Source organism: Mycobacterium talmoniae (genome assembly GCF_001854525.1).
In the GTDB taxonomy this organism is placed as follows: Bacteria; Actinomycetota; Actinomycetes; order Mycobacteriales; family Mycobacteriaceae; genus Mycobacterium; species Mycobacterium talmoniae.
Window position 1 is genome coordinate 1 of sequence record NZ_MLQM01000029.1, and the last position, 22,181, is coordinate 22,181.

General features: G+C 68.6%; 21 protein-coding genes. 3 read left to right on the plus strand and 18 right to left on the minus strand.

All coding sequences use genetic code 11. The features are described 5' to 3' along the window. From BKN37_RS08035 to BKN37_RS08080, 10 genes are all read right to left on the minus strand, one after another. The coding region (locus BKN37_RS08035; RefSeq protein WP_207547217.1) for a CoA transferase at positions 1-1,028 on the minus strand (1,028 nt) is incomplete at its 3' end. Positions 1,029-1,031: 3 nt separating this feature from the next. After that, complete coding sequence (locus BKN37_RS08040) at positions 1,032-1,985, minus strand: enoyl-CoA hydratase/isomerase family protein (protein WP_071024199.1); 954 nt, start codon at positions 1,983-1,985, stop codon at positions 1,032-1,034. Position 1,986: 1 nt separating this feature from the next. After that, positions 1,987-3,102 (minus strand): M24 family metallopeptidase, encoded by a 1,116-nt coding sequence (locus tag BKN37_RS08045; protein WP_071024294.1) that lies wholly within the window; start codon positions 3,100-3,102, stop codon positions 1,987-1,989. Positions 3,103-3,141: 39 nt separating this feature from the next. Next, positions 3,142-4,380, minus strand: coding sequence for a M24 family metallopeptidase (locus tag BKN37_RS08050; RefSeq protein WP_071024201.1), 1,239 nt, complete (start codon positions 4,378-4,380; stop codon positions 3,142-3,144). Then, positions 4,381-5,547 (minus strand): amidohydrolase family protein, encoded by a 1,167-nt coding sequence (locus tag BKN37_RS08055; RefSeq protein ID WP_071024203.1) that lies wholly within the window; start codon positions 5,545-5,547, stop codon positions 4,381-4,383. Positions 5,548-5,569: 22 nt separating this feature from the next. Beyond that, a complete protein-coding gene (locus BKN37_RS08060; protein ID WP_071024206.1) occupies positions 5,570-6,811 on the minus strand; it encodes a cytochrome P450 in 1,242 nt (413 codons plus the stop codon). A 2-nt stretch (positions 6,812-6,813) separates the two neighbouring features. Further along, positions 6,814-7,008 carry a ferredoxin gene (locus BKN37_RS08065; protein ID WP_071024208.1) on the minus strand — a complete coding sequence of 65 codons (195 nt, stop codon included), beginning with the start codon at positions 7,006-7,008 and terminating at the stop codon, positions 6,814-6,816. Then, entirely contained in the window at positions 7,005-7,676 is a 672-nt protein-coding gene (locus BKN37_RS08070) for a TetR/AcrR family transcriptional regulator (RefSeq protein WP_071024218.1), read from the minus strand. The genes BKN37_RS08065 and BKN37_RS08070 overlap by 4 nt, the downstream gene beginning before the upstream one ends. Positions 7,677-7,720: 44 nt before the next feature. After that, the gene (locus BKN37_RS08075) at positions 7,721-8,533 is read right to left on the minus strand and encodes an SDR family NAD(P)-dependent oxidoreductase (RefSeq protein ID WP_071024220.1); all 813 of its coding nucleotides are present in this window, start codon (positions 8,531-8,533) and stop codon (positions 7,721-7,723) included. Between the two features lie 133 nt (positions 8,534-8,666). Next, complete coding sequence (locus BKN37_RS08080; protein ID WP_423212773.1) at positions 8,667-9,305, minus strand: helix-turn-helix domain-containing protein; 639 nt, start codon at positions 9,303-9,305, stop codon at positions 8,667-8,669. 128 nt (positions 9,306-9,433) lie between these two features. Here BKN37_RS08080 and BKN37_RS08085 point away from each other — a divergent pair, with 128 nt between their 5' ends. From BKN37_RS08085 to BKN37_RS08095, 3 genes are all read left to right on the plus strand, one after another. Next, positions 9,434-10,681: a lipase family protein gene (locus BKN37_RS08085; protein WP_158260284.1), complete on the plus strand. Its 1,248-nt coding sequence runs from the start codon at positions 9,434-9,436 to the stop codon at positions 10,679-10,681. Positions 10,682-10,730: 49 nt separating this feature from the next. Further along, positions 10,731-11,732 (plus strand): LacI family DNA-binding transcriptional regulator, encoded by a 1,002-nt coding sequence (locus tag BKN37_RS08090; protein ID WP_071024225.1) that lies wholly within the window; start codon positions 10,731-10,733, stop codon positions 11,730-11,732. Positions 11,733-11,823: 91 nt separating this feature from the next. Next, positions 11,824-13,284 (plus strand): aldehyde dehydrogenase family protein, encoded by a 1,461-nt coding sequence (locus BKN37_RS08095; protein ID WP_071024227.1) that lies wholly within the window; start codon positions 11,824-11,826, stop codon positions 13,282-13,284. A gap of 82 nt (positions 13,285-13,366) precedes the next feature. On the opposite strand, the gene BKN37_RS08100 is transcribed toward BKN37_RS08095, so the two are convergent. The 8 genes from BKN37_RS08100 to BKN37_RS08135 are packed head-to-tail and all read right to left on the minus strand — an operon-like array spanning position 13,367 to position 22,181. Continuing rightward, positions 13,367-14,182, minus strand: coding sequence for an alpha/beta fold hydrolase (locus BKN37_RS08100; RefSeq protein ID WP_071024229.1), 816 nt, complete (start codon positions 14,180-14,182; stop codon positions 13,367-13,369). A 9-nt stretch (positions 14,183-14,191) separates the two neighbouring features. Beyond that, positions 14,192-14,770: an NADPH-dependent FMN reductase gene (locus tag BKN37_RS08105; RefSeq protein ID WP_071024231.1), complete on the minus strand. Its 579-nt coding sequence runs from the start codon at positions 14,768-14,770 to the stop codon at positions 14,192-14,194. 11 nt (positions 14,771-14,781) lie between these two features. Further along, positions 14,782-15,771, minus strand: a complete 990-nt coding sequence (locus BKN37_RS08110) for a cyclase family protein (protein ID WP_071024238.1) — start codon at positions 15,769-15,771, stop codon at positions 14,782-14,784. After that, entirely contained in the window at positions 15,759-16,583 is an 825-nt protein-coding gene (locus tag BKN37_RS08115) for a coniferyl-alcohol dehydrogenase (RefSeq protein ID WP_071024244.1), read from the minus strand. The genes BKN37_RS08110 and BKN37_RS08115 overlap by 13 nt, the downstream gene beginning before the upstream one ends. A gap of 19 nt (positions 16,584-16,602) precedes the next feature. Next, positions 16,603-17,904, minus strand: coding sequence for an LLM class flavin-dependent oxidoreductase (locus tag BKN37_RS08120; protein ID WP_071024246.1), 1,302 nt, complete (start codon positions 17,902-17,904; stop codon positions 16,603-16,605). Further along, positions 17,901-19,634: an FAD-binding protein gene (locus BKN37_RS08125; protein ID WP_071024248.1), complete on the minus strand. Its 1,734-nt coding sequence runs from the start codon at positions 19,632-19,634 to the stop codon at positions 17,901-17,903. Before BKN37_RS08125 ends, BKN37_RS08120 begins: the two co-directional genes overlap by 4 nt. Next, on the minus strand, positions 19,631-20,548 hold the full coding sequence (locus BKN37_RS08130; RefSeq protein ID WP_071024252.1) for a 3-carboxyethylcatechol 2,3-dioxygenase: 918 nt from the start codon (positions 20,546-20,548) through the stop codon (positions 19,631-19,633). Before BKN37_RS08130 ends, BKN37_RS08125 begins: the two co-directional genes overlap by 4 nt. Continuing rightward, a complete protein-coding gene (locus BKN37_RS08135; RefSeq protein WP_071024253.1) occupies positions 20,505-22,181 on the minus strand; it encodes a bifunctional 3-(3-hydroxy-phenyl)propionate/3-hydroxycinnamic acid hydroxylase in 1,677 nt (558 codons plus the stop codon). Before BKN37_RS08135 ends, BKN37_RS08130 begins: the two co-directional genes overlap by 44 nt.

Below are 22,181 nucleotides of genomic sequence, written 5' to 3' on the forward strand. Positions count from 1 at the left end.
GGGTACAGCCGATACGGCGGGGCGGGCTGCAGGAAGCCGTCGCGGGGGTTGGGCACAAAGGAGCCGCGGGCGCGGAAGTGGTCGAGGGTGGCCAGGTTGGCGCCGTTGCCGACCGGGGCGTTGGGGATGCGGAACGCGGTGGCCAGCTCCCGGATCTCCTCGACGGTGTGCTCGCGCAGCCACGCGTAGAGGTCCTCGGCCCGCTCGTTGGCCTGCTCGGTGATCGACAGCGGCGAGTTCTCGTCGATCCACTCGTCGTGACCGGTCATCGCGCACAGGTCGAACCACTGTTGGGCGGTGCCGCAGCCGATGTCGATCAGACCGTCCCGGGCGCGGGCCACCCCGGGCACGGTCGGTCGCCGGGCGTCGCGCCACGGCCGCCCCAGCATCTCGAAGTAGGTGACCGGATAGTAGGTCAGGCCCAGGATCTGGGTTTCCAGCATGGACAGGTCCACCAGCTCGGCACCGCCGCGGCACCGCGACGCCAGCGTCGCCGCGCTGGCGTACGCGCCGGCCAGGTATTCCCCGACCTGGCCGCCGACGAAAACCGGTGCCCGATCCGGTGTTCCGCGGCCCAGCCCGACGATGCCGCCCGACCAGGCCTGCAGGGTGAACTCGGTGGCCGGTCGGTCCCGCCAGGGCCCGTCCAACCCGAACGGGGTGATCGCGGTGACGGTCAGGTGCGGGTGGCGGCGGTGGATCTGCGCCGGGGCCAAGGCGTCGCGTTCGGGCAGGCCCGGCCCGCGCGACCACACCACGGCGTCGGCCCCGGCCAGCAGCGTCTCGACGAACGCGGTGTCGGCGTCGGGGTCGGCGACCACGCTGTGTTTGGAGCAGGCCAGGAAGCTGAACAGGGCGCCGTCGCCGGTGATCGGCGCACCGGAGGCCGACCAGCGCCGCAGCGGGTCGCCTTGCGGCGGTTCAACTTTGATGACTTGCGCGCCTCCGTCGGCGAGCAGCTTGGTGCAGTAGGCGCCCGCGATGCCGCTGGACAGGTCGACGACGGTGAAACCGTCTAGCGGTGCCACCGGCTAGCCGTCCTGGTCCCGGCTGGACTTGCTCAACCGGAAGTCGGGCGGAAACCTGCTGTCGTTGTCCTTGACGGCGTTGTTCAGTCCGCTGTCGATGGCCGCATCGAGCATCAGGTCGTCGGTGTCGGGCGCCACCCCGCTGCCCATCGACTCGAAGAACGCGGACAGCAGGCTGCCCATGTACTCGCCCTGGTGCTGCTTGTACACCTCGAAGAACATCTTTTGCATGAACACGGTGTCGACCGGCCGGTTGCGGGCGCAGGCCGTCGCGTACTTGTCGACTTCGGCTTCGAGTTGGTCGCGCGGCACCACCTTGTTGAGGAAGTTGCATTTCTCCATGTCGGCGGCGGTGAATGGGCGCCCGGTGAACACCATCTCGGAGAACTTGCGCAACCCCATCATCTGCACCCAGGTCCACATCCGCGGACCCCACCCGTAGTAACGGAACGACGGATGCCCGAACAGCGTGTCGTCGCTGGCGATCACCAGGTCGGCGTCGGCGGCCTGGTAGAAATGCCAGCCGTAGCAATAGCCTTTGGCCTCCACGATGCTGATCTTTTTGAGCTCTTGCAGCGGGCGGTTGCCGGCCTGCACGTTGGCGTACCAGGCGCTGATGGTGGCGCCGTTGCGGAAGGTGCCCTTGGGTGGATAGTTGACGTCGGCGCCGTCTAGGCGCAGCTCGGCCAGCCGCAGCTCGGGTGAGTCGACGCCCTCCATGAACTCGGGCAGGTCGGCGCCGCTGCCCAAATCGTCGCCGACCCCGCGGATCACCACCACCTTGACGTCGTTGTCGACGCTCGCGCCGCGCAGCAGGTCGGCGTAGCGCAACCGGGCCGCCGACGTCGGTGCGTTGAGGTAGTCGGGCCGGTTGAACGTGATCGTTGCGATCTTGGTGGCCGGATCCTTGTGGTAGAGGATGATCTCTTCCGGCGACGGGCGGTCCGAACCGGCCATCTCAGTTCCCCTCCCAGAACGGGCTGGTGGTCAACACCTCGTGCCCGTCGTCGGTGATCAGCACCGCTTCGCGCCCGAACACCGCACCCACCCCGTGTTCCCACACGTAGCCGGTGACGGCGAGCACCATGCCGGGTTCCAACCGCTCGCCGGCGGCGGTCTGCGGCAGGTCCGCCGACACCACCGGCGGGTCGAACCCCATGCCCAGGCCCCGGGCCACCGGCATCGGCGGCAACGCCTCCCCTTGGTAGGCGTCCAACAGGTCGCTGGCCGGAACCCCGGGTTGGCACGCGGCAGACAGCTTGGCCCACAGCGCATCCCAACGTCGGTACAGCCCCGCCGTGGCCGCCGGCGAACCCACCGGCCAGGTGCGCCCCACCTCGCCGGCGTAGCCGCCGCCGAGCACCCCGGCGGACAGCGCCACCAAGTCGCCGGAGTGCACGACGCCGTCGGTGTTGCCGCGCCGCCACGGATGCTCCCGCGAGGTCACCCACGCCACGTCCTGGGTGGACGGGGTGCTCACGCCGCCGGCGGCCACCGCCTCCAGCAGCACCCCGGCCAGCGTCTGCTCGGTGACCCCCGGCCGCAACTCGGCCACCGCGGCGGCCAACCCGGCCTCGGCGATCCGGATCGCCTCCCGCAGGGCGGCCACCTCGTCGTCGGTTTTGATGCGCCGGGCGGCCCGCATCGCCTGCTCCCCGTCGACCAATTCGGCGTTGGGGAACACCAACGGCAACAGCTGGGCGAAACCCGGTGACAGCGCATCGGTGCCGACGCGCTTAGCGGCCGCCAGCCCGTCGATGCGTTGCAGCTTGGCGATGGTGTTCATCGGGTTCCACGAGATCCCGTACAGGTTCTCGTGCGGGATGTCGTCGGGCACCCCCTCGTCCCAGGTGGACAGCAAATGGACCGCCCCGGTGTCGCGGATCAGGATGCAGGTCGGTCCGAACGGCCGGGTCCCGGCCACCCACAGCTGCGGGGTGCCCGAGACGTAGCGCACGTTGGCTTGCCGGCCCAGCACCAGCACGTCGAGGTCGTAGGCGGCCATCTGGGCCAGCGCGCGCTCCCGCCGCCCTAACCGCAGCGCCCGATCGTCGGGCAGAACCTCAGTCGCCATCAGCGCCACTCCTGGACATCGCTGCGCTCTGCATCGTCGTCAGCGCTCGCCGTAGGGCGCATACGGGTAGTCGGTCAACGGGATCCAGCCTTCCTCGGTGATGACGATGATTTCCTCGCTGCGATAGCCGCCGGTGCCGTCCTCCCAGACCACCGGCTCCAACACCAGCACCATGCCCGGCTCGAACACGAAGTTCTCGTCGAACTCCGCGCCCAGATCGGTGCCGATCATGGGTGTTTCGGCGGCGTTGACGCCGATACCGTGCCCCAGGTAGAAGTGCGGCAGCCAGGGCTGGGTGCCGCCGTTGGCCTTGGTCGCCGCCCGGCCCAGGTCGGCCGCCGTGGCGCCGGCCCGGGTCACCTCGAGCACCGCGGCCATGATGTCGCGCCACTGCTGAAACTGGGCCTGCTGGCGCGGGGTCGGGTCGGCGCCCACCACCCAGGTGCGGCCGAAATCCGAACAATAGCCCTGATAGGTGATGGACACGTCGGTCCACAACACGTCCCCGGCCACCAGCTCCCGCTCGGTGGACAGCAGCGGCAACGCCAAATCGCCGTGCGTGGTCCACACCCCGTCGGCCTTGCGCTGCGGCATCACCTGCCAAATCGGTTCGAGCATGCTGGCCATCGCGCCCAGCTCGAATGCGCGGCGCATGAAACTGGCCGACAGATCGACCTGGCGGATGCCCGGGGCCAACGCGGCCTGCACGTCGACCATGGCCGCATCGGTGATCCGGCAGGCGGTGCGGATACAGGCCAGTTCGTCAACGGTTTTCACCAACTTGGCGGCGCCGATCACCTGGGCGGCGTCGGCGGGCCGGCCCCCGGGAAACAGGCGCTGCTGCGCCCGGCGCATCGCCCCGGTGAATTCGTCGACCGCCACCGCCTTGCCGGCCGGGATCAGCTCGGCCAACGTCGCCGCGAAGTTCTCCACGCCTTCGTCGAACTCCAGGTAGACCGCGCCGTGCAGATGGTCGGCCGGAATGCCCGTCTCGGAGGCGGCGCCCTCCCGGAACGGCAGGAACAGGTGCGGGTGCGGATCCTCGGCGAGCACCACCGCCACCGGCCGCTCGACATAGGACAACCCGGCGTCGCCCAGCGGCCAGCTGGCCCCGGTCGCGTACACCACGTTGTTGTTGCCGAGCAGGATCAACGCGTCCAGCCCGCGCTCGGCCATCGCTGAGCGCAGCCGCGCCCCCGTTTCGGCGCGCATCCGGGTCAGGTCCGGGCGGTCGGGGATCTTGAGGCCGGACACCGCCGGCGATGCGAATGTCGTCATCTACACACCCAAGAACTCGGTGATGTTGCGGTTGACGATCTTGACGGCGTTGTCCGGGCCCACCGCGGCCACCACCGCGGCCAGCGACTTCTCCGAGTAGCCGAACGTGCTCTCATTGTGCGGATAATCCGACGACCAGAACACCTTGTCGACTCCGATTTGGTCAATCAGCCGCAGCCCCAACGGATCCACCATGAACGAGGCGCTCATGTGGGTGTTCCAGTAGTAGCGGATGTCGTGGGCCAGCTGGTGGCTGAACATGTGCTTATACGACGCCAGCAGATGCTCGGCGTCCTGCAACGCCGTGGGCACCCAGGCGATGCCGCCCTCGAACCAGCCGACCCGCAGCCCGGGATGGCGGTCCAAGATGCCGGAGAAGATGTACTTGGCGAACTGTTCGCGAAACGAGTCGACGTTGACCATCATCCCGACCACGACGCTGTTGACCTCGCACGGGGTTTTCGGCGGGGTTTCGCCGATGTGGTGGGTGATCGGCAGACCGGCCTGTTCGATCTCGTCCCACACCGGGTCCATCGCGGCGCTGCCGAAGTCGATGATGTTGCCGTCGTCATCTTTCCCCGGGTTCAGCGGCAGCAGGAAGGTCTTCAGGCCCAGCGACTTCAGCTCGTCGAGGGTGCGTCGCGTCCCGGCCGGATCCCACCAGTTGATCAGGCCGACGCCGTAGAAGTGACCGCCCGAGCGCTCCTGCAGCTCGGCCATGTACTCGTTGTAAATGCGAAAGACCCGTTCCCGCAGCTCTTTATCCGGGAAATGAAACAAGGCGAGCACCGCGTTCGGAAACGCCAGCTCCCTATCGACGCCATCCTCGTGCAGTTCGCGGATGCGTGCCTCGATATTCTTGCTGGCCGCCCCGGCGAGGTCGTCGTATTGCATCAACACCGCGGAAAAATCGCCGGGCAGAAACGACTGTCCCTTGCGGCCGACCATGTAGGCGCCGTCTTCGTACCAGATCCGCGGCGCCTTGTCCTTGAGGTCGTCGGGGAAGCGTTGGTAGAAGATGTCGTCGGCGATCGAGATGTGGTTGTCGGCGGAGAACACCTCGGTGCCGGCCGGCAGGCCGACATCGACCCCGGCGTGGCCGCGCCGGTCTTTCGGTGCGCCGTAACCTTCCGGCGGGTAGAGCAAGGTGCTGGATTGACTGGTCATCGTTGACTCCGTGGGCTGTTGGTTACCAGGTGACCGGTAGTTCGTAGACGCCGTAGGCGAGCCGGTCGTTTTTGAACGGGATTTCCTCGAATGGGACGGCGAGTTTCAGCGTGGGGATCCGCCGGAACAGGGTGTGGAAGACCATCTGCAGCTCGACCCGGGCCAGCTGCTGGCCGACGCACTGGTGCGGACCGAAACCGAACGCGAGGTGCTGGCGGGCGGGCCGGTTCAGGTCGAGCACCTCGGGCTCCGGGAACTCCGCGGGATCCCAGTTCGCCGGCGCCAGGTCGATGATGATGCCCTCGCCGGCGCGGATCACTTCCCCGCCGATCTCGATGTCCTCCGCGGCGACCCGGCGCTGACCGTTTTGGATGATCGACAGGTAGCGCAGTAGTTCCTCGACCGCGTTGGCGATCACCGTCTCGTCGTCGCTGTCGCGGATCACGGCCAGCTTCTCGGGTTCTTGCAGTAGCGCGAGGATGCCCAAACCGATCATGTTCGCGGTGGTTTCGTGGCCGGCGATCAGCATCCCGGTGCCCAGCTGGGTGGCCTCCTTCAGGCTGAGCTCGCCGGATTTCACCCGCTCCCCCAGATCCGACACCATGTCCTCGGTGGGCTCGGCCATCCGGGCCTCCAGCAGCCGGATCAGATACTTCGACAGCTCGGTGGCACCGGCGGCGGTGTCCTTGGCCGTCGCGTACCGGGACACCCCCATGGTGGCGTGCTCCTGGAAGAAGCCGTGGTCTTCGTAGGGCACCCCGAGCAGTTCGCTGATCACCAGCGACGGGATGGGCAGCGCCAGCGCGGTGACCAGCTCGGCGGGCTGCGGACCGGCCAGGATCGCGTCGAGATGCTCGTCGATGATCTGCTGGATCGCCGGTCGCATGGCCTCGACCCGGCGAGACGTCAACGGGCGCGACAACATCCGCCGAAACCGGATGTGCTCGGCGCCGTCGGCGGTGAACACCGACCGGGGACGCTTGTCCACCGTGGCCAGCATGCCCTCGTTCCAGTGCGGGAAGCCGTCGCGGCGGTCGTCGACACTGACCCGCGGGTCGCCGAACAGCGTCCGCGCCGCCTCGTAGCCGGTGATCAGCCACGGGGTCGATCCGTCCCAGATCCGCACCCGGCTCAGCGGTTTGTCGGCGGCCAACGCCATCACCCCCGGCGGCGGGGCGAACGGGCACGCCGACGCCCGCTCCATCGGGTAGTCCGGGATTGCGGCGGCGGCCTCGGCCGCGGTGTCGGTCAGCGTGTCGGACACTCTCACTCCTCGATGTGGATGGCTCGGGTGGGGCAGCCCGCTTCGGCGCGGCGGACCTGGTCGGCGAATTCGGCCGAGGGGTCCTCGGTGAGCAGCACGACGACCCCGTCCTCGTCGCGTTGGTCGAACACCTCCGGCGCGTGCATCACGCAGTTCCCCGACGAGGCGCACACGTCTTGATTGACAGTGACTTTCATCGGCGGCCTCGCTTCGGCTCCGGGGTGACCGGCGCCAGCCACAGCCCGACGATCGCGTCAATGAGGTTGGAGCCCGCGATCTGCCAATTGGTTTTGCGCGCCGAACCGCCGGCCGCCAGCGCGCGTTCCCAGTCGGCGCAGGTGTGCATTAACAGGTTGCGGCCCATGGCGTTGCGCGCCGAGCGGATCTCGGCGGGCAGCTCCGGCAGACAGCGATCGATCCGGGTGATCACCTCGACCAGCGACGGCGAGCTCAGCGCGTCCTTGACCACGATGTCGTGGTAGGCGGGGTCGGCCATCACCTGCGCGGCGAACCGCGCGTACCAGGTGGGGTTGCCCAGCTGCGCGAGGTGATCGGTGAGCGGGCGCACCAGGCACGCCACCCAATCCCGCATCTGGGTTGAGCTTCCGGTCGCGGCGACCATCTGCTCCCGCAGCCGCTCGATGGGCACCCGATGTTTGTGTTCGATCGCCCGCACCAGGTCGGTCTTGGTGCCGAAGTGGTAGCCGACCGCCGCATTGTTGCCCTGGCCGGCGGCCTCGCTGACCTGCCGGTTGGACACCGCGAAGACGCCGTGCTCGGCGTAGAGCCGCTCGGCGGCGGCCAGGATGGCCTCCCGCGTGGCGGTGGCCCGTTCGGTGCGCGCGTCCTTGCTCGCGGTGGTCACCTGCCCAGTCAACGCCCCCCACCGGGTTAAGTCAAGTGATTGATTTAATTCTTGGCGCTTTTGCGGCGGATCGCCTTGCCCGCGACGGTCCCGCCGTCGACCGGCAGCACCGTGCCGGTGACATACCGGGAGCGGTCCCCGGCGAAATACAGGGCGGCCTCGGCGACGTCATCGGGGGTGCCCTCCCGCTGCAGCGGCCGGTCGGCGCGCATCGTCTCGCGGATCGCGGCTTCGTAGCGGGCGACCGCCTCGTGGTCCATGTTCGTCGCCGAGGACGCCAGGATCGGGGTGGGGATGTTGCCCGGGGCGATGGCGTTGACCCGAATGTCGTAGTAGGCCAATTCGATGGCCGCGGACTTGGTGAACTGGATGACCGCCGCCTTGGAGGCCCGGTAGCTCATCACCCCGCCACCGGCCTGGATCCCGCCGATCGAGGTGAGGTTGATGATCGACCCACCGCCGTGTGTGGCCATGTACCGGGCCGCATCGCGGGTGCCGGCCATCACGCCGAGCACGTTGACCGACATGACGCGGTGGAAGTCGGCCAGGTCGTCGTCGAGGAACCGCCGGTGCATGGTGCCCGAGACCCCGGCGTTGTTGACCATGACGTGCAGCCCGCCGAACCGCTGCACGGCGGTGTCGACCAGGGCGCCCAGCTGTGCGGGATCGGCGACATCGGTGACCTGGAACGTCGCCGCGTCGCCCAGCTGAGCGGCCAGCTCGGCGCCGCGCTCGCGGTCGACGTCGGCGATCACCACTCGGGCTCCCTCGGCGACAAACCGTTCGGCCAAGCCCCGGCCGATCCCCGACGCACTGCCGGTGATGATTGCGACCTTGCCCGCTAGCTCGTTGACCATCGACGCCCTTCCATGTCCACACCGCCCGACGCGGCAGTTCGACTCAACCCGCTGAGCCCTCGTTCAGTCAAGCAACTGATTTAAGTTATCGACTGGCCGCGGCGTCGGCCGACGGCATCATCGGGCCGCGGGGTCAGCGCGGAAAAGCCTCGAACTGGTGCAGCTGCGGCACCGTGATGACCAGGTGCGCGACCACCTGCTCGCTGAGGCAGTCGTGACGGTAGGGCACGTCACCGGGGAAACGAACGAAGTCGCCGGCCGAGACGGTGACCGGGTCGATCAACGGCCCGGTCCGCAATTTGCCACTGATGATGTAGAGATGATGCAAGGTACCCGGAGACCCCGGCTCGGGCGGATCGCCCGGTTTCGCATCGCGGGTTAGGCGCAGGATCAGGGTGCGCACATACCCGGTCCCGTACACCTCATCAAGGACGCGCTCGGGGCGTGCGCGCGCCGCGGCGTCGGCGCGCTGCACGAACACCGGGGTCCCCCATTCGGTCAGCAGCCGGCGCGCCGGGATGTCGAGGGCGGCACCGATCTGTGCCAGCGTCTCGACCGTCGGATTTCCCAGCCCCTGCTCAATTTTCGACAATGTCTGCTTCGATAACGCCGACCGCCGCGCCAGTTCGCCCAGCGACATGCGGCGCTCCTGACGGTATCGACGCACATTGCGCGCCACGAGTTGGCCCGTGAGGGATTCACCTTCAGCCGTCACTTTAAATTCACACTCCGTCACTGTTGACGTACGCCGGGCGGTCAAGAACGATGTCACGTATACCGACCGCTTCGTCCATTTTAGGTGACGAAGCCTTTCCTAGCTGGGGGTCAACGGTGACTCACCTCGTTCGGTCACGCCGCGTTTCTCCTCAAGCCGGGCGCCTGGCTTGGGTGCTCGCCACGATGATGTTGTGGGCGCCAATACTCGCGTCGGGCGCTCTGGCCAACGCCGACAACGGATATCACGGCGACTTCTACCTGCCGCCGGAGCCCCTTCCCGCCGGGGCCCCTGGCGACGTGATCCGCACCGAGCCGTCGCCCATCGCGGTGGGCAACGACTTTCCGGATGCCTTTCCGGGGGCGGCGACGCGGATCATGTACCGCAGCACCGATATGCGTGAGCACCCGGTTGCGGTGACCGGCACTTACTTTCAGCCCACCAAGCCCTGGGAGGGCCCCGGCGCCCGGCCGTTGATCGCATTCGGGGTGGGCACCCAGGGACAAGGCGACCAGTGCGCGCCGTCGCGGTTGTTCAACGTCTACGTGTATCACTCCCGTCCGCTGGACTTCATGCTGGGCTATGAACTGCTGTTCGTCCAGCGGATGCTGCAGCGCGGCTGGGCGGTGGTCGTCACCGATTACCAGGCGCTGGGCACCCCCGGCGTGCACACCTTCGTCAACCGCGTCGCCGAAGCACACGCGGTGCTCGACGCCGCCCGCGCGGCCTACCGCCTGCCCGATACCGGACTGAGCCCCCAAGGCCCCCTGGCGCTTTACGGCTACTCACAAGGCGGTGGGGCGGTCGCCGCGGCCGCCGAACTGGCCTCCAGCTACGCGCCGGAACTGCCGATTGTGGGCACCTATTCCGGGGCGCCGGTGGCCGACGTCAAAGAGACGCTCGACTACTCCGACGGCAGTATCCTGGCCGGACTCAACGGCTACGTGCTCAACGGTTTGCTCGCCGCCTACCCCGAACACGCCGATGCCATCCATGCCGGGCTGACCCCCGACGGCGAAGACCTCATCGCGAAGACGCAAAACCAGTGCGTCGGTGAGACACTCATCAACTTCATGTTCCGCCATGTCCGCCGCTACTTCGCCGACGACCCCACCGCGCTGATCACCCGAGAACCGTTCACGTCCATGTTCGACGAGCAACGCGTCGGGAGACTCAAGCCGACCGGCCCGGCCCTGATCAATGGCAACCGCTACGACCCGCTGGTCCCCTACACCGCGGTGGTGCAACTCGGGTGGGACTGGTGCGCGCTCGGCGCTGACGTCCAGTTCAACACCAACGAAGAACCTCCGCTGCTCAACAAGCTGGCCATCAACCACGCCCTGCCCATGGTTGTCGACGCGCCGCTGGCACTGCAATGGATCGCCGACCGATTCGCCGGCCTGCCCACCACGCCCAACTGCGGGAGCTTCTAACCGCCGGGGCGATGCGCCGGTGGCCGGTGGTCCCGTGCCACGATGAGGCATGGCCGACCCGGAGAGTCAGGCATCGAGCACGGCGAAGGCCACCCGGCCCACCCACGCCGACGTCGCCCGACTCGCGCGTGTGTCGACCGCAACGGTCAGCTATGTGTTGAACAATTCCGCCGGCCGGCGGATCTCGTCGAGCACCCGGGAGGCGGTCTACCGCGCCGCCGAGCAACTCGGCTACCGGCCCAACGCCGCCGCCCGTAACCTCGCCCGCGGCAAGAGCGGCGTGGTGCTCTACGTGGTGCCGCGGGTGGCGGTCGGCGACATGCCGATGCAGGCCGGCAGTCTGATGACCACGGAACTGTCCCGCCGGGGTTTGCTGCAAGTGCAGATCTTCGAGACCGAGGACGATCAGCACGTCATCGATGCGATCGAGCATCTTGACCCGATCGCCGTCACCAGTTTGTTTCCGTTGACCAGGGGCGCCCAGCGCGCGGTCAGCGCCGCGCAAGTGGCCCACGTCGAGATCGGGACGCTGCCCGCCCTGGGAGAACCCCACTTGTCGGTCGGCGCACTGCGCGTCGAGCACCTGATCTCACGTGGACATCGCAAGATCGCGTTCGCCTACACCGGCTTCGCCAAATGGCGTGCCCTGGGCGACTTTTGGCTCACGGGGGTCACCCGGGCGGCGCAGACCCACAACCTTCCCGCCATCAGCGTGGCCACCGTCACCATGAACAATGCCGCCGAGGCGGTGGCGCGCTGGCACGCCGACGGCGTCACCGCGGTGTGCGCGCAAAGCGACGAAGTCGCCTATCTGATCCTGTACGGCATCCGCGAAGCGGGCCTGACCTGTCCCGATGATCTTGCCGTGATGGGCGTCGACGCCCACCCCATGGGTGCCATCAGCTCACCACCGCTGACCACGGTGGAGTTCAACCCCATCGCGGTGGCCGACGCTGCCATCGCGGCCGTGTTGACCGCACTCGGCTATCCGGCGCCCTCCGAACCGCAGCCCGCCGACATCGCGCGCCTGATCGTGCGCGCCTCCGCGTAGCCCGTTAGCCCCGCGACCCTAGACATCGGATGGTTAAGCGCATAACCTACGCATGCGAATGACGTTTCCGTAATGCGAGAAGGGGATTTCTATGACTGCGGTGCAGGATGTGTTGGAGGAGATTCGCAAGGTCCCCGGCACCGGTGACGTGATTCCGATCATCGACCCCGCCACCGAGGAACAGCTCACCGAGTTCACCGACTGCGGACCCGAGGCCGTCGACGACGCGGTGGCGCGCGCGAAGGCGACCGCCGAATCGGGCGTGTGGTCGGGCATGGCCGACTACGACCGGGCGAAGGTGCTGTGGCGCATCGCCGATCTGATCGACGAGAACGCGGCCGTGCTCGCCGAACTCGAATCGGTTAACGCCGGCATCCCCCCGGCCCAGGCCGAGATCATCACCAAGGTCGGCTCGGAGTGGTTCCGCTACTACGCCGGCTGGTGCACCAAGATCGACGGCATCGCCCGGGACGTGAACACCGGCGGCCTGTCCGGCATCGAGTCGCACCAGCACGTCTACACGCTGCGCGAGCCCTACGGCGTGGTGGGGCTGATCTTCCCGTGGAACGGGCCGGTGTTCAACTTCTGCGCCAAGCTGGCGCCGTCGCTGGCGGCGGGCTGCAGCAGCGTGGTCAAACCCGCCGAGGAGACCCCGCTGTCGGCGCTGGTGCTGGACCGGATCCTGGCCGAGGCCGGCGTGCCCGAGGGCGTGGTCAACCTGCTGCTGGGCTACGGGCACACCGCGGGCGCGGCGATCACCGCGCACCCCGACGTGGAGAAGGTGGCCTTCACCGGATCGACCGAGGTCGGCCGGGAGATCGTGCACGCCTCGGCCGCCAGCAACCTCAACAAGGTCACCCTGGAACTCGGCGGCAAGTCCCCGGTGCTGATCTTCGACGATGCCGACCTGGACCTGTCCATCCCGATGGCGTCGTTCGGCACCTTCATCCACTCCGGGCAGGCCTGTGTGTGCGGCTCGCGGATCTTCGCCCAACGCGGCGTCTACGAGCGGGTGGTGGAAGGCATCGCCAACATGGCCAACAACATGTTGCTCGGCGGCCCCACCGACGAGGGCGCCATGATCGGCCCGCTGATCAGCCAAAAGCAGCTGACCCGGGTGTTGGGCTACCTCGAGCAGGGCCGCGCCGACGGCGTCGAGCTGGTCACCGGCGGCCACCGGCTGGACCGCAAGGGGTACTTCGTGCACCCGACCGTGGTCACCAACGTCGACCCCGATTCCAGCCGGCTGTTCCAGGAGGAGATCTTCGGTCCGGTCGTCACGATTCTGCCGTTCGACGACGAGGACGAGGCGATCGCGTTGGCCAACAACAGCACCTACGGGTTGGCCGCCACCGCCTGGACCAAGGACCTGGGCCGCGCGCACCGGTTGGCCAAGCGGCTCAAGGCCGGCACGGTGGGGCTGAACTGCCAGATGCAGTTCGACCACTCCATGCCGTTCGGTGGCTACAAGCAGTCCGGCTGGGGCTACGAATCCGGCAAGGCCGGCATCGACACCTACCTGCAAACCAAGATCGTCTGGGCCCAGATGTAGGTGGGAGCCGCGTTGACTCTGCGTGTAAGGCGCAAAAGTGCGAGAAGGCTCCGCCCTCAGCGCAGAGTCAACGCGAGACGCGTCAACGCGAAGACAGGAAATCCAGCAGCAATTCGTTGACCACGGCCGGCTGTTCGATCTGCGGGCAGTGCCCGGCGGCGTCGATCACCGCCGAGCGCGCACCCGGGATCTGGTCGGCGATCTGCTTGGCCCACCCCACCGGCAACAGCTTGTCGCCGCCGCCCTCGATCACCAGGGTCGGCGCCGAGATGCGGTGGTAGGCCCGCTGACTCGACGCAGCAGCGGGCGGCTCCGCGCCGGGCCGACGAAACCGCGCCGCGGCCACCGCCTCCCACGCCCCGGGCGCGACGCTGGACTGGTAGCGGCGCCGCACATACTCTTCGTCGGCGGGATAGGCCGGGTCATAAAACAGCGCCTCGACGATGCGCCGCATCGCGGGCAGCGTGGCGTCATAGTCGTAGAGCGCCTCCATGTACCGGTTGCGCTGAATCTCCCCGCCGCCGCAGATGGTCACCATATTGCGCACCGGCAGCCGCGGCGCGTCGGATGTGGTGTCGACCAGCAGCATGATCGCCCCCATCGAATTGCCGACGAAATGCGCCGCCTCGACGCCCAGCGCCGCGCAGAACCGGGCGACATGCCGGATCCGCATGCCGCGGCCGTCGGTGAAGTCGATGACCTTGGCCGACTGGCCGAAACCCAACAGGTCCGGGGCCAGCACCCGGTAGTGCTCGGCCAACGCCGCGATGGTGTGCTCCCAGCCCAGTTCGGCGCTGGCGCCGAACTCCCCGCCGTGCAACAGCACCACCGGATCACCGCGGCCGGCCTCCAAGTAGCTGGTGGTCAGGCCGTCGACGTCAATGGTGCGGCGATCCATCCGATCCGCCTAGGCCGTCACGCGGTGCGAGCGGGCAAAGGTCAGCACCTGGTTGGCCAGCAGGTCCAGCTGGTCGCTGACCGTGGTGTCGATGAGTTCCCCGGCGGGATCCCAGACGCGGTCCGCCGAGTTGATCGCCACCCCAAGCGGTGTGGGCCAGGCCCGCAGCGCGTGCCCGATGACCCGCAGCTGACCCAGGGTGCCCACCGCGGCCTGCCAGCCGTAGGCGCAGCTGATGCAGCCCCACGGCTTGTTGTCCAGGTAGACGCGGGAGTCCTCGCGCATGTCTTCGATGTAGTCCAACGCGTTCTTGACCAGTCCGGAGATCGCGCCGTGGTATCCGGGTGAGCCGACGACGACGGCGTCGGCCTGCCGCAGCGCGTCGATCAACCGGGTCGCGCGCGGGGTGCGCGCCGGCTCATGCGGGTTGTACATCGGCAGCTCGATGTCTTCTCCGCAGAACAGCTGCGTGCGCCCGCCGCGCCGCTCGACGGCGTCCAGGCAATGCCGCAGCGCCCGTTCGGTGGACGAATCTGCCCGCAAGGTGCCGCCGAGGGCGACCACCAGCGGTCCGGTTTGTTCAGTCATCACGCTCTTCCTCACTTGATGGCAATGGGATTGACCGGGGACCCGACCGCGCCGACGACGCGCAGCGGCGGGGCCACCAGCTGAAACTCGTAGACTCCGTCGGCGGCGCAGTCGGCGGCCAGCGCGGTGAGGTCCCAGAATTCGCCGAGCATCAAACCCATGTCGCGCAGGCACAGCATGTGCATCGGCAAGAAGGTGCCGTCGACCCCGGAGATGGGGTCTTCGACCATGAGGTTATCGGCGGCGATGGCGGCGATGTCGTGGTCGTGTAGCCAGGCGGCGCACCGCCAATCCAAGCCCGCCCCCGGCTCGGCTCCGTCGCCGGTGCGCAAAAACCGTGCCCACCAGCCGGTTCGGATCAGCACGATGTCGCCGCGGCCGATCGTCACGCCCTGCGCCCGGGCGATGTCGTCGAGCTCCTCGGGGGTGATCGGGGTGCCGTGTTCCACGAACAGGTCCGCGCCGCGATGTCGCACCACATCCAGCAGCACCCCGCGCGAGGTGATCCCCTTGCCGTCCACCTTGTCGATGCCGCAGTGGTAGGCGCCCAGGCTGGTCACCGAGCTGGCCGGGAAACCGTTGTACAGCTGGTCGTCGTAGTACACGTGCGACAGCGCGTCCCATTGAGTGGCGGCCTGCAGCGACATGATGATCATGTCGTCGTTGAACCGAAACGGGTTGTCCACGAAGAATTCGCTGAGCTGTTGGGCCACCGAGTTGCGGGCCCACTCCGGGCCGTAACGGGCCAGCGTGTTGACGTCGCCGCCGTCCACGGTCATCACGTGCATCGGGTTGTGCCGGAACTGGAAGGCGCCCTGCGGACCCGACGAGCCGAAGTCCACCCCGAGCGGAAACACCTTGCCGTGTCGGACCAGGCTCGCGGCCTGCGCGACCTTGTCCGCGGTGATGAAGTTCAGCGTGCCGAGTTCGTCGGCCTGCCCCCACCGCCCCCAGTTGCGCACATCTTTGGCGACACGCCGAAAATCGGTCAGGCTGGCCACGGCGCCCGCCCCAGCTCGCGGGCGGTGACCGCGCCCAGGTTGCCGCCGTCGACCCACACCACCTGACCCGAGATGTAGCTGGCGGCACCGCTGTTCAGAAATGCCAGCACGGCGGCCTGCTCGGCGGGCTCGGCGGCCCGGCCCAGGGGTTTGTCGATGTCGTCGAGGAACCGCTGCCCGTAGGCGGACCGCAGCTGGTCGAGGATCGGGGTGTCGGTGACGCCCGGCCCGGTGCAGTTGATTCGGATCCCCCGGGCGCCCAGCGGTGCCGCACTGGCCATGGTGTACAGGATGATCGCCTCCTTGGACAACCGGTAGCCCCCGTCGGCGAGCGCCTCGGGATGCTGCTGACACCACGCGACACCGTCGGCCAGGGTCTGCGTGTGCAGCAGCCCGGCCACCAGCTGTTGGTGCTCGCGGTAGCCGGCCGCCGCCAGCGACGACACGCTCACCACCGAAGACCCGGCCGGCATCACCGGCAGCACCGCTTCGGTGAACTGGCGCAGGCCAAGGAAGTTGACGGTGACGACCAGCAGCGGGTCACCGATTCCGGAGGACACCCCGGCGACGTTGAACAGGGCATCGACCGGGCCGCCCAGCGCGGCCGCGGCGCGGTCGATCGAGTTGGTGTCGGCCAGGTCGATGTGGTGGAACTCGGCGAGCTCGACGTCCGGGGCGCACCGATCCAACCCGACCACGTGCGCGCCCAATTCGGTGAGCTGGCGCACCAGCTGCGCGCCGATCCCCGACGCGCACCCGGTCACCACCGCGCGGCGCCCGTCGTACCGCCACAACCGGTCGATTTGGCCCATGGCTAGTCGGCTCCCCGGGTCAGCCCCGCTGCTCCTTCTCGCGTTGCGCCGCCTGCACGCGTCCCTCGTTCATCTCCGCCATCGCCTCGGGAATCTCGCTGGCGGTGAACTTCCCACCCCGGCCGGTGGGCAGCCCGCCGAACGAGTAGCTTTCATCGAAGGCCGGCGCCGACGATCGCGGGCGGCGCGCCTCCACCTTCTCGATCACCGGCGCCAGCCGTTTCGCCTTGTCGGCCACCGCTTTCGCGTCGCGCTCGATGAACTCCGGCAGCACTTCCTTGCCCATCAACTCGATGGACTCCATGGTGCCTTCGTGGCTGCGTGGGTTGAGCAGCAGGATGATCTCGTCGACCCCGCTCTCCTCGTAGCCGCGCAGGAACTCCCGCACGGTGGCCGGCGAGCCGATCGCGCCGCGGCCGGGGCCGTAGGCCAGCGTCGGATCCTTGGCGACCTCCTCGAGGTAGCGTTCCCACACCCCGGTGCGTCCGGGTGTGTGCACCCCGGTCATGTAGTAGTGCATGATCCCGAACGAGAAGAAGCCGCCGCCCTGGCCCAGCCGCTGCAGCGCCTGCTCATCGGTGGGCGCGACCATCATCGACAGATCGCCGCCGATCGCCAGAATATTCGGGTTGATCTGCGGGGTCACCGGAACACCGCTTTCCTCGAACTCCTTGTAGTAGCCGTTCACCCGCTCGGTCAGTGGTCCCGGACCGGTGTAGGCGAAGCTCAGTGCGCCAATGGCTTTTTGGGCGGCCATCTGCACCGAGGACGGTCGGGTGCAGGCCACCCACACCGGGGGGTGCGGTTTCTGCAGCGGTTTGGGGACGACGTTGCGGGCCGGCATCTGGACGTGCGCACCGTCAAAACCGGTGAACGGCTCCTCCACCATGCAGCGAATCGACACCTCCAGCGCCTCCTCCCACTGGGCGCGCTTGTCGGCGGGGTCGATGCCGAACCCGCCGAGCTCACCGACCGAGGAGGATTCGCCGGTGCCGAATTCGACCCGGCCGTTGGAGAGCAGGTCCAGGGTGGCGATGCGTTCGGCGACCCGGGCTGGGTGGTTGACGACGGGCGGCAGGTGCATGATGCCGAAGCCCAGCCGAATGTTCTTGGTGCGCTGGCTGGCCGCGGCCAGGAAGATCTCGGGGGCGGTGGAGTGGCAGTACTCCTCCAGGAAATGGTGCTCGGTGAGCCAGACGGTGGAAAAGCCCGCCTTGTCGGCCGCTTCCACCTCGTCCAGACAGTCCTGCATCATTTCGCGCTCGTCGTCGGGCGCCCACGGACGCGGTAGCGCGAACTCGTAGAAAAGTGAAATCTTCACTGGTTACCTCCCATAGAAATTTCGCGAGTCGGATCAGTAACGGTGTCGGCGAGGTGCTTGGCCGCCACATAGCCGAAGGTCATGGCCGGCCCGATGGTGGCGCCGGCGCCGGCGTAGCTGCGCCCCATCACCGGGGCCGACACGTTGCCCACCGCGTACAGCCCGGGAATCACGGTGTCGTCGGCGCGCAGCACCCGGGCGCATTCGTCGGTGCGCAACCCGCCGGAGGTGCCCAGATCGCCGAGGATGATCTGGAAGGCGTAGTACGGCGGCTTGCCCAGCGGATGCAGATTGGGGTTGGGCAGGGTCGGGTCGCCGTAGTAGTTGTCGTAGGCGCTGTCGCCGCGACCGAAATCGTCGTCGTGGCCGCCGCGCGCCAGCTCGTTGAACCGCGCAGCGGTGCGCTCCAGTTCGGCTGGCGGCACGTCGATCTGGTCGGCCAACTCAGCCATCGACCTCCCGGCTTTCACCACCCCGGACTCCAGCCACGCGGCTGGGAGCTTGCGCCCGGTGGGCACCGGGGCACCCGGGATCTTCGGCAGCGGCAGGTGCCCGGCCACCACGTAGCGGTTGAACGACCGGTGGTCGGTGATCAGCCAGCACGGGATGTGGGTCACCCCGGACCGTTGCCCCTCGATCATGGCGTGGGCGAAGTCCATGTACGGGCAGGCTTCGTTGATGAACCGTTTGCCCGCGCCGTTGACGATGAACTGCGACGGCATCATCCGCTCGTTGAGCATGAACTGCAGCCGGCCGTCCGGCCAGCAGATGGCCGGGAACCACCACGCCTCGTCGAGCAGCTCCACCGAGCCGCCGACCTTTTCGCCGGCCCGGATCCCGTCGCCGGTGGCCGCCGGGTTGCCGAAGCTCCAATCCTGTTCCAGCACCGGCTGGTGCTGCCGGCGCCAGGCCAGGTCGTGGTCGAAGCCGCCGCTGGCCAGGATGACGCCGCGTCGCGCGCGGATCTGCAGTGGCGCGCCGTCGCGCTCGACCACCGCGCCGGTGACGGACCCGTCGTCGGCGGTCAGCAGTTCGGCCATCGGGGTGTTCAGCCACAGCGGGATGCCGCGGTCGAGCATCGCCAGCCGCAGTCGCGCCGCCAGCGACTGGCCGATCGCGGCCATCCGGTCCCCGAACACCCGGGCCCGAAACATCCGCCACAGCAGCTTGACCAGCACCGCTTTGCCCCACCAGGATTGCCGGATCTGGTAGAACAACCGAAGGTCTTTGGGCCCCAGCCAGATCCCCTTCGGCGCCAGCGCCAACGGCGCCAGCAGGTGCTGTTCTTCCGCGCCGAGGGTGCGCAGGTCGATGGCGGGCACGTTGATGGTGCTGCCCAGCGCGGATCCCCCGGGGACTTCCGGGTAGTAGTCGGCGTAGCCCGGTTTCCAGACGAACTCGAACCAGTCGCTGAGCTGCTCGAGGAACTCCATCATCGCCGGCGCGGCGTCCACGTATTGCTGCAGCCGCGCGTCGCTGACCAGGCCGCCGGTGATCTGGCGCAGGTAGGCCACCACGTCGTCGGGGTCTGGGCGGTAGCCTTCGCGGCGCTGCGCCGGCGCCCCCGGCACCCAGATGCCGCCGCCGGACAGGGCGGTGGAACCCCCGAACTGGGCGGCCTTTTCGATCACCAAGGTGTCCAGCCCGGCGGCGTGCGCGGCCAGCGCGGCGGTCATGCCGCCGCCGCCGGAGCCGACCACCACCACGTCGACCGCGTGCTCGCCCGTCATGCCGGCACCGCCGTTCGCACCGCGAAGCCGGCGATCAGCTCGGCCGCCGGCCGGTAGTAGCGCAGCACCGTCCGGTAACCGCCGCTGGCCGCCAGCGCGGCGAAAGCGGCCACCCAGCCGCGGATTTCGTGCGCGGAGCCGCCGCCCTGGTGCGCGATGAAGGAGTTGGACCAGCCGTCCAGGTCGGCGAGCTGTCCGCCGTCGATGATGGACAGAAATCGCTGATCCCAGGCCGGGTTCAGTGGTTGGCGGGCACTGCGCCCGGCGGCGAGGTCCCGGGCGGCGTCGATGACCACGGTCTGTCGGGCGAGGCGCTGCTCGGCGGTCATCGGTCGCCCGCCCACGATGCGCTCCAGCACCTCCGGGGCAGCGGTCTCGCGGGTCGGGATCGGCGGATCATGGGACAGGCCCCCGGAGCCCACCAGCAGCACCCGCTTGTCCAGGCCGGCCAGATAGGTGCCCACCGCGGTGCCCAACGCCCGGGCGCGCCGCAGCGGGCCGAGCGGCGCGGCGACCGCGTTGAGGAAGATCGGCACCACCGGGCGGGCGGTGGCGGTACCGAGCAGCTTCTCCAACGGCTGGACGGTGCCGTGGTCGACGTCCATGCCCGCCGAAATCGCGACGTCGACATCGTTGTCCAGCACGGCTTGTGCGCACTCGGCCGCGATGTCGGCGGCCACGTCCAGCGGCCCGGCGTGGGTGCCGTAGTCACCGATCCCGGTGGCGCCGGTGCCGATGCAAAACGGCGGCATCAGCTTGTAGAAGAAGCCGTTGTAGTGATCGGGCGCGAAGGTGACGACCAGCTCCGGGTCGAAGGCGGCGACGAAATCCCGTGCCTGCCCCAGCGCGGCGTTCACGTCGTCGAGCACCTCAGCCGACGGTCCCGGCAGATTCAGCAGTGGGCTGTGCGACATACAGCACAGGGCTAGCGCCATCGTGGGATTCACCGCCTTCCGGGGTCAGGACCAGCGCGTGCAGCAGCGCGGCGCTCAGCTCGGGGGCCAGCTGGGCGATCCCGGCGCCGGCGATGCACCGGTCGGGTCGCAGGAACAGCACGGACTCGGCGTGGGCGTCGAACCAGGCTTTCAGCTCGCCGGTGGCGTCGCCGACGACCACCACATCGGGGTCGTCGTGTCCGGCCCAGTGCAGCTGGGTGCGCGGCCGCAGCTCGATGAAGCGCGCGCCCAACGACTTCCAGCGCGCAAACGCGTCGGCGCCGAGCAGGCGGCGCGGGTTGTTGTTCCAGGACACCACGGCGAACCAGGTGCCCAGCACGTCGTCGAGCAGCACGTTCGCGCGGTCGCGGGTGTCGACGCGGGGCTGGATGAACAAGGTGCCCACCGGCGAGTCGCCGCGTCGCGGCTGCGGGTGCACCACCGCGCCCTGCTCGTAGCGCGGCATCGGTTTGAACCGCATCTCCAGCACATACTGTTTGAGGGTGGGCAGCACCGAGGCGGCGCGGATCGCGAGGTCGCGGACCGCGGCGACCCGGCGGTTGGTCGGCGAAATGACCCGCCCCACCAGGGTGGACAGGTCGATCATCGCCCGCGCGTGTTTGCGGCGTTCGACGTCGTAGCTGTCCAGCAGCGCCTCCCCGGCCCGGCCGGTGACCACCGCGGCCAGTTTCCAGCCCAGGTTCGCCGCGTCGCGGATCCCGCTGTTGTATCCCTGGCCCTGCCACACCGGCATCAGGTGGGCGGCGTCGCCGGCCAACAGCAGTCGTCCGCGCCGGAAGGCACCGGCGATGCGGGAGTGGTGGGTGTAGACCCGGTGCCGGATCACGTCGACCCGGTCCGGGTTAGGCACCAGCGGCGCCAGCATGCGGGCCAGGAACTCCGGCTGCTGCACCTGCTCGTCGGACTCGTCGGCGTGAATCATGAACTCGAAGCGCCGGATTCCGTGCGCGATCGAGATCGAGGCGTAGGGGCGCTGCGGGTCGGCGCCGACCTCGCTGTTGGGGTGGCCGAGCGGGTCGGTGGCGATGTCGACGACCAGCCAGCGGGTCGAGGAGGTGGTGCCGTCGAAGGAGACGCCCATCAGCCGCCGGGTGGTGCTGCGGCCGCCGTCGCAGCCCACGACGTAGCGGGCCTGCAGCGCGGTTCCGTCCGGCAACTGCACCGTCACCGCGTCGGCGGATTCGGTGCAGGACGTCATCGGGGTGCCCCAACGCACCTCGACGTGCTCGAAACGGTCCAGGCCGCGCAGTAATTCGGCGTCGACCAGCGGCTGGACGAACCCGTTGCGGCGCGGCCAGCCGAACGGGGCACCAACTGGCGCCATCTCGGCCAGCAGCCGGCGTTTGGCGTCGACGAACCGCAGGATCTGGTTGGGGACGGTGTGCGGCAGTACGCCGTCGATCAGGCCGATGCCCTGGAAGGTGCGCAGCGACTCATCGTCGAGGCCGACCCCGCGCGGATAGTCGATCAAACTGTCGCGCTCCTCGAGCACCACGGTCCGGACACCCTGCAAACCCAGGATATTCGCCAGCGTCAGCCCGACCGGGCCGGCGCCCACGATGACGACGTCGAAATCCTGGCTGGCGGACAT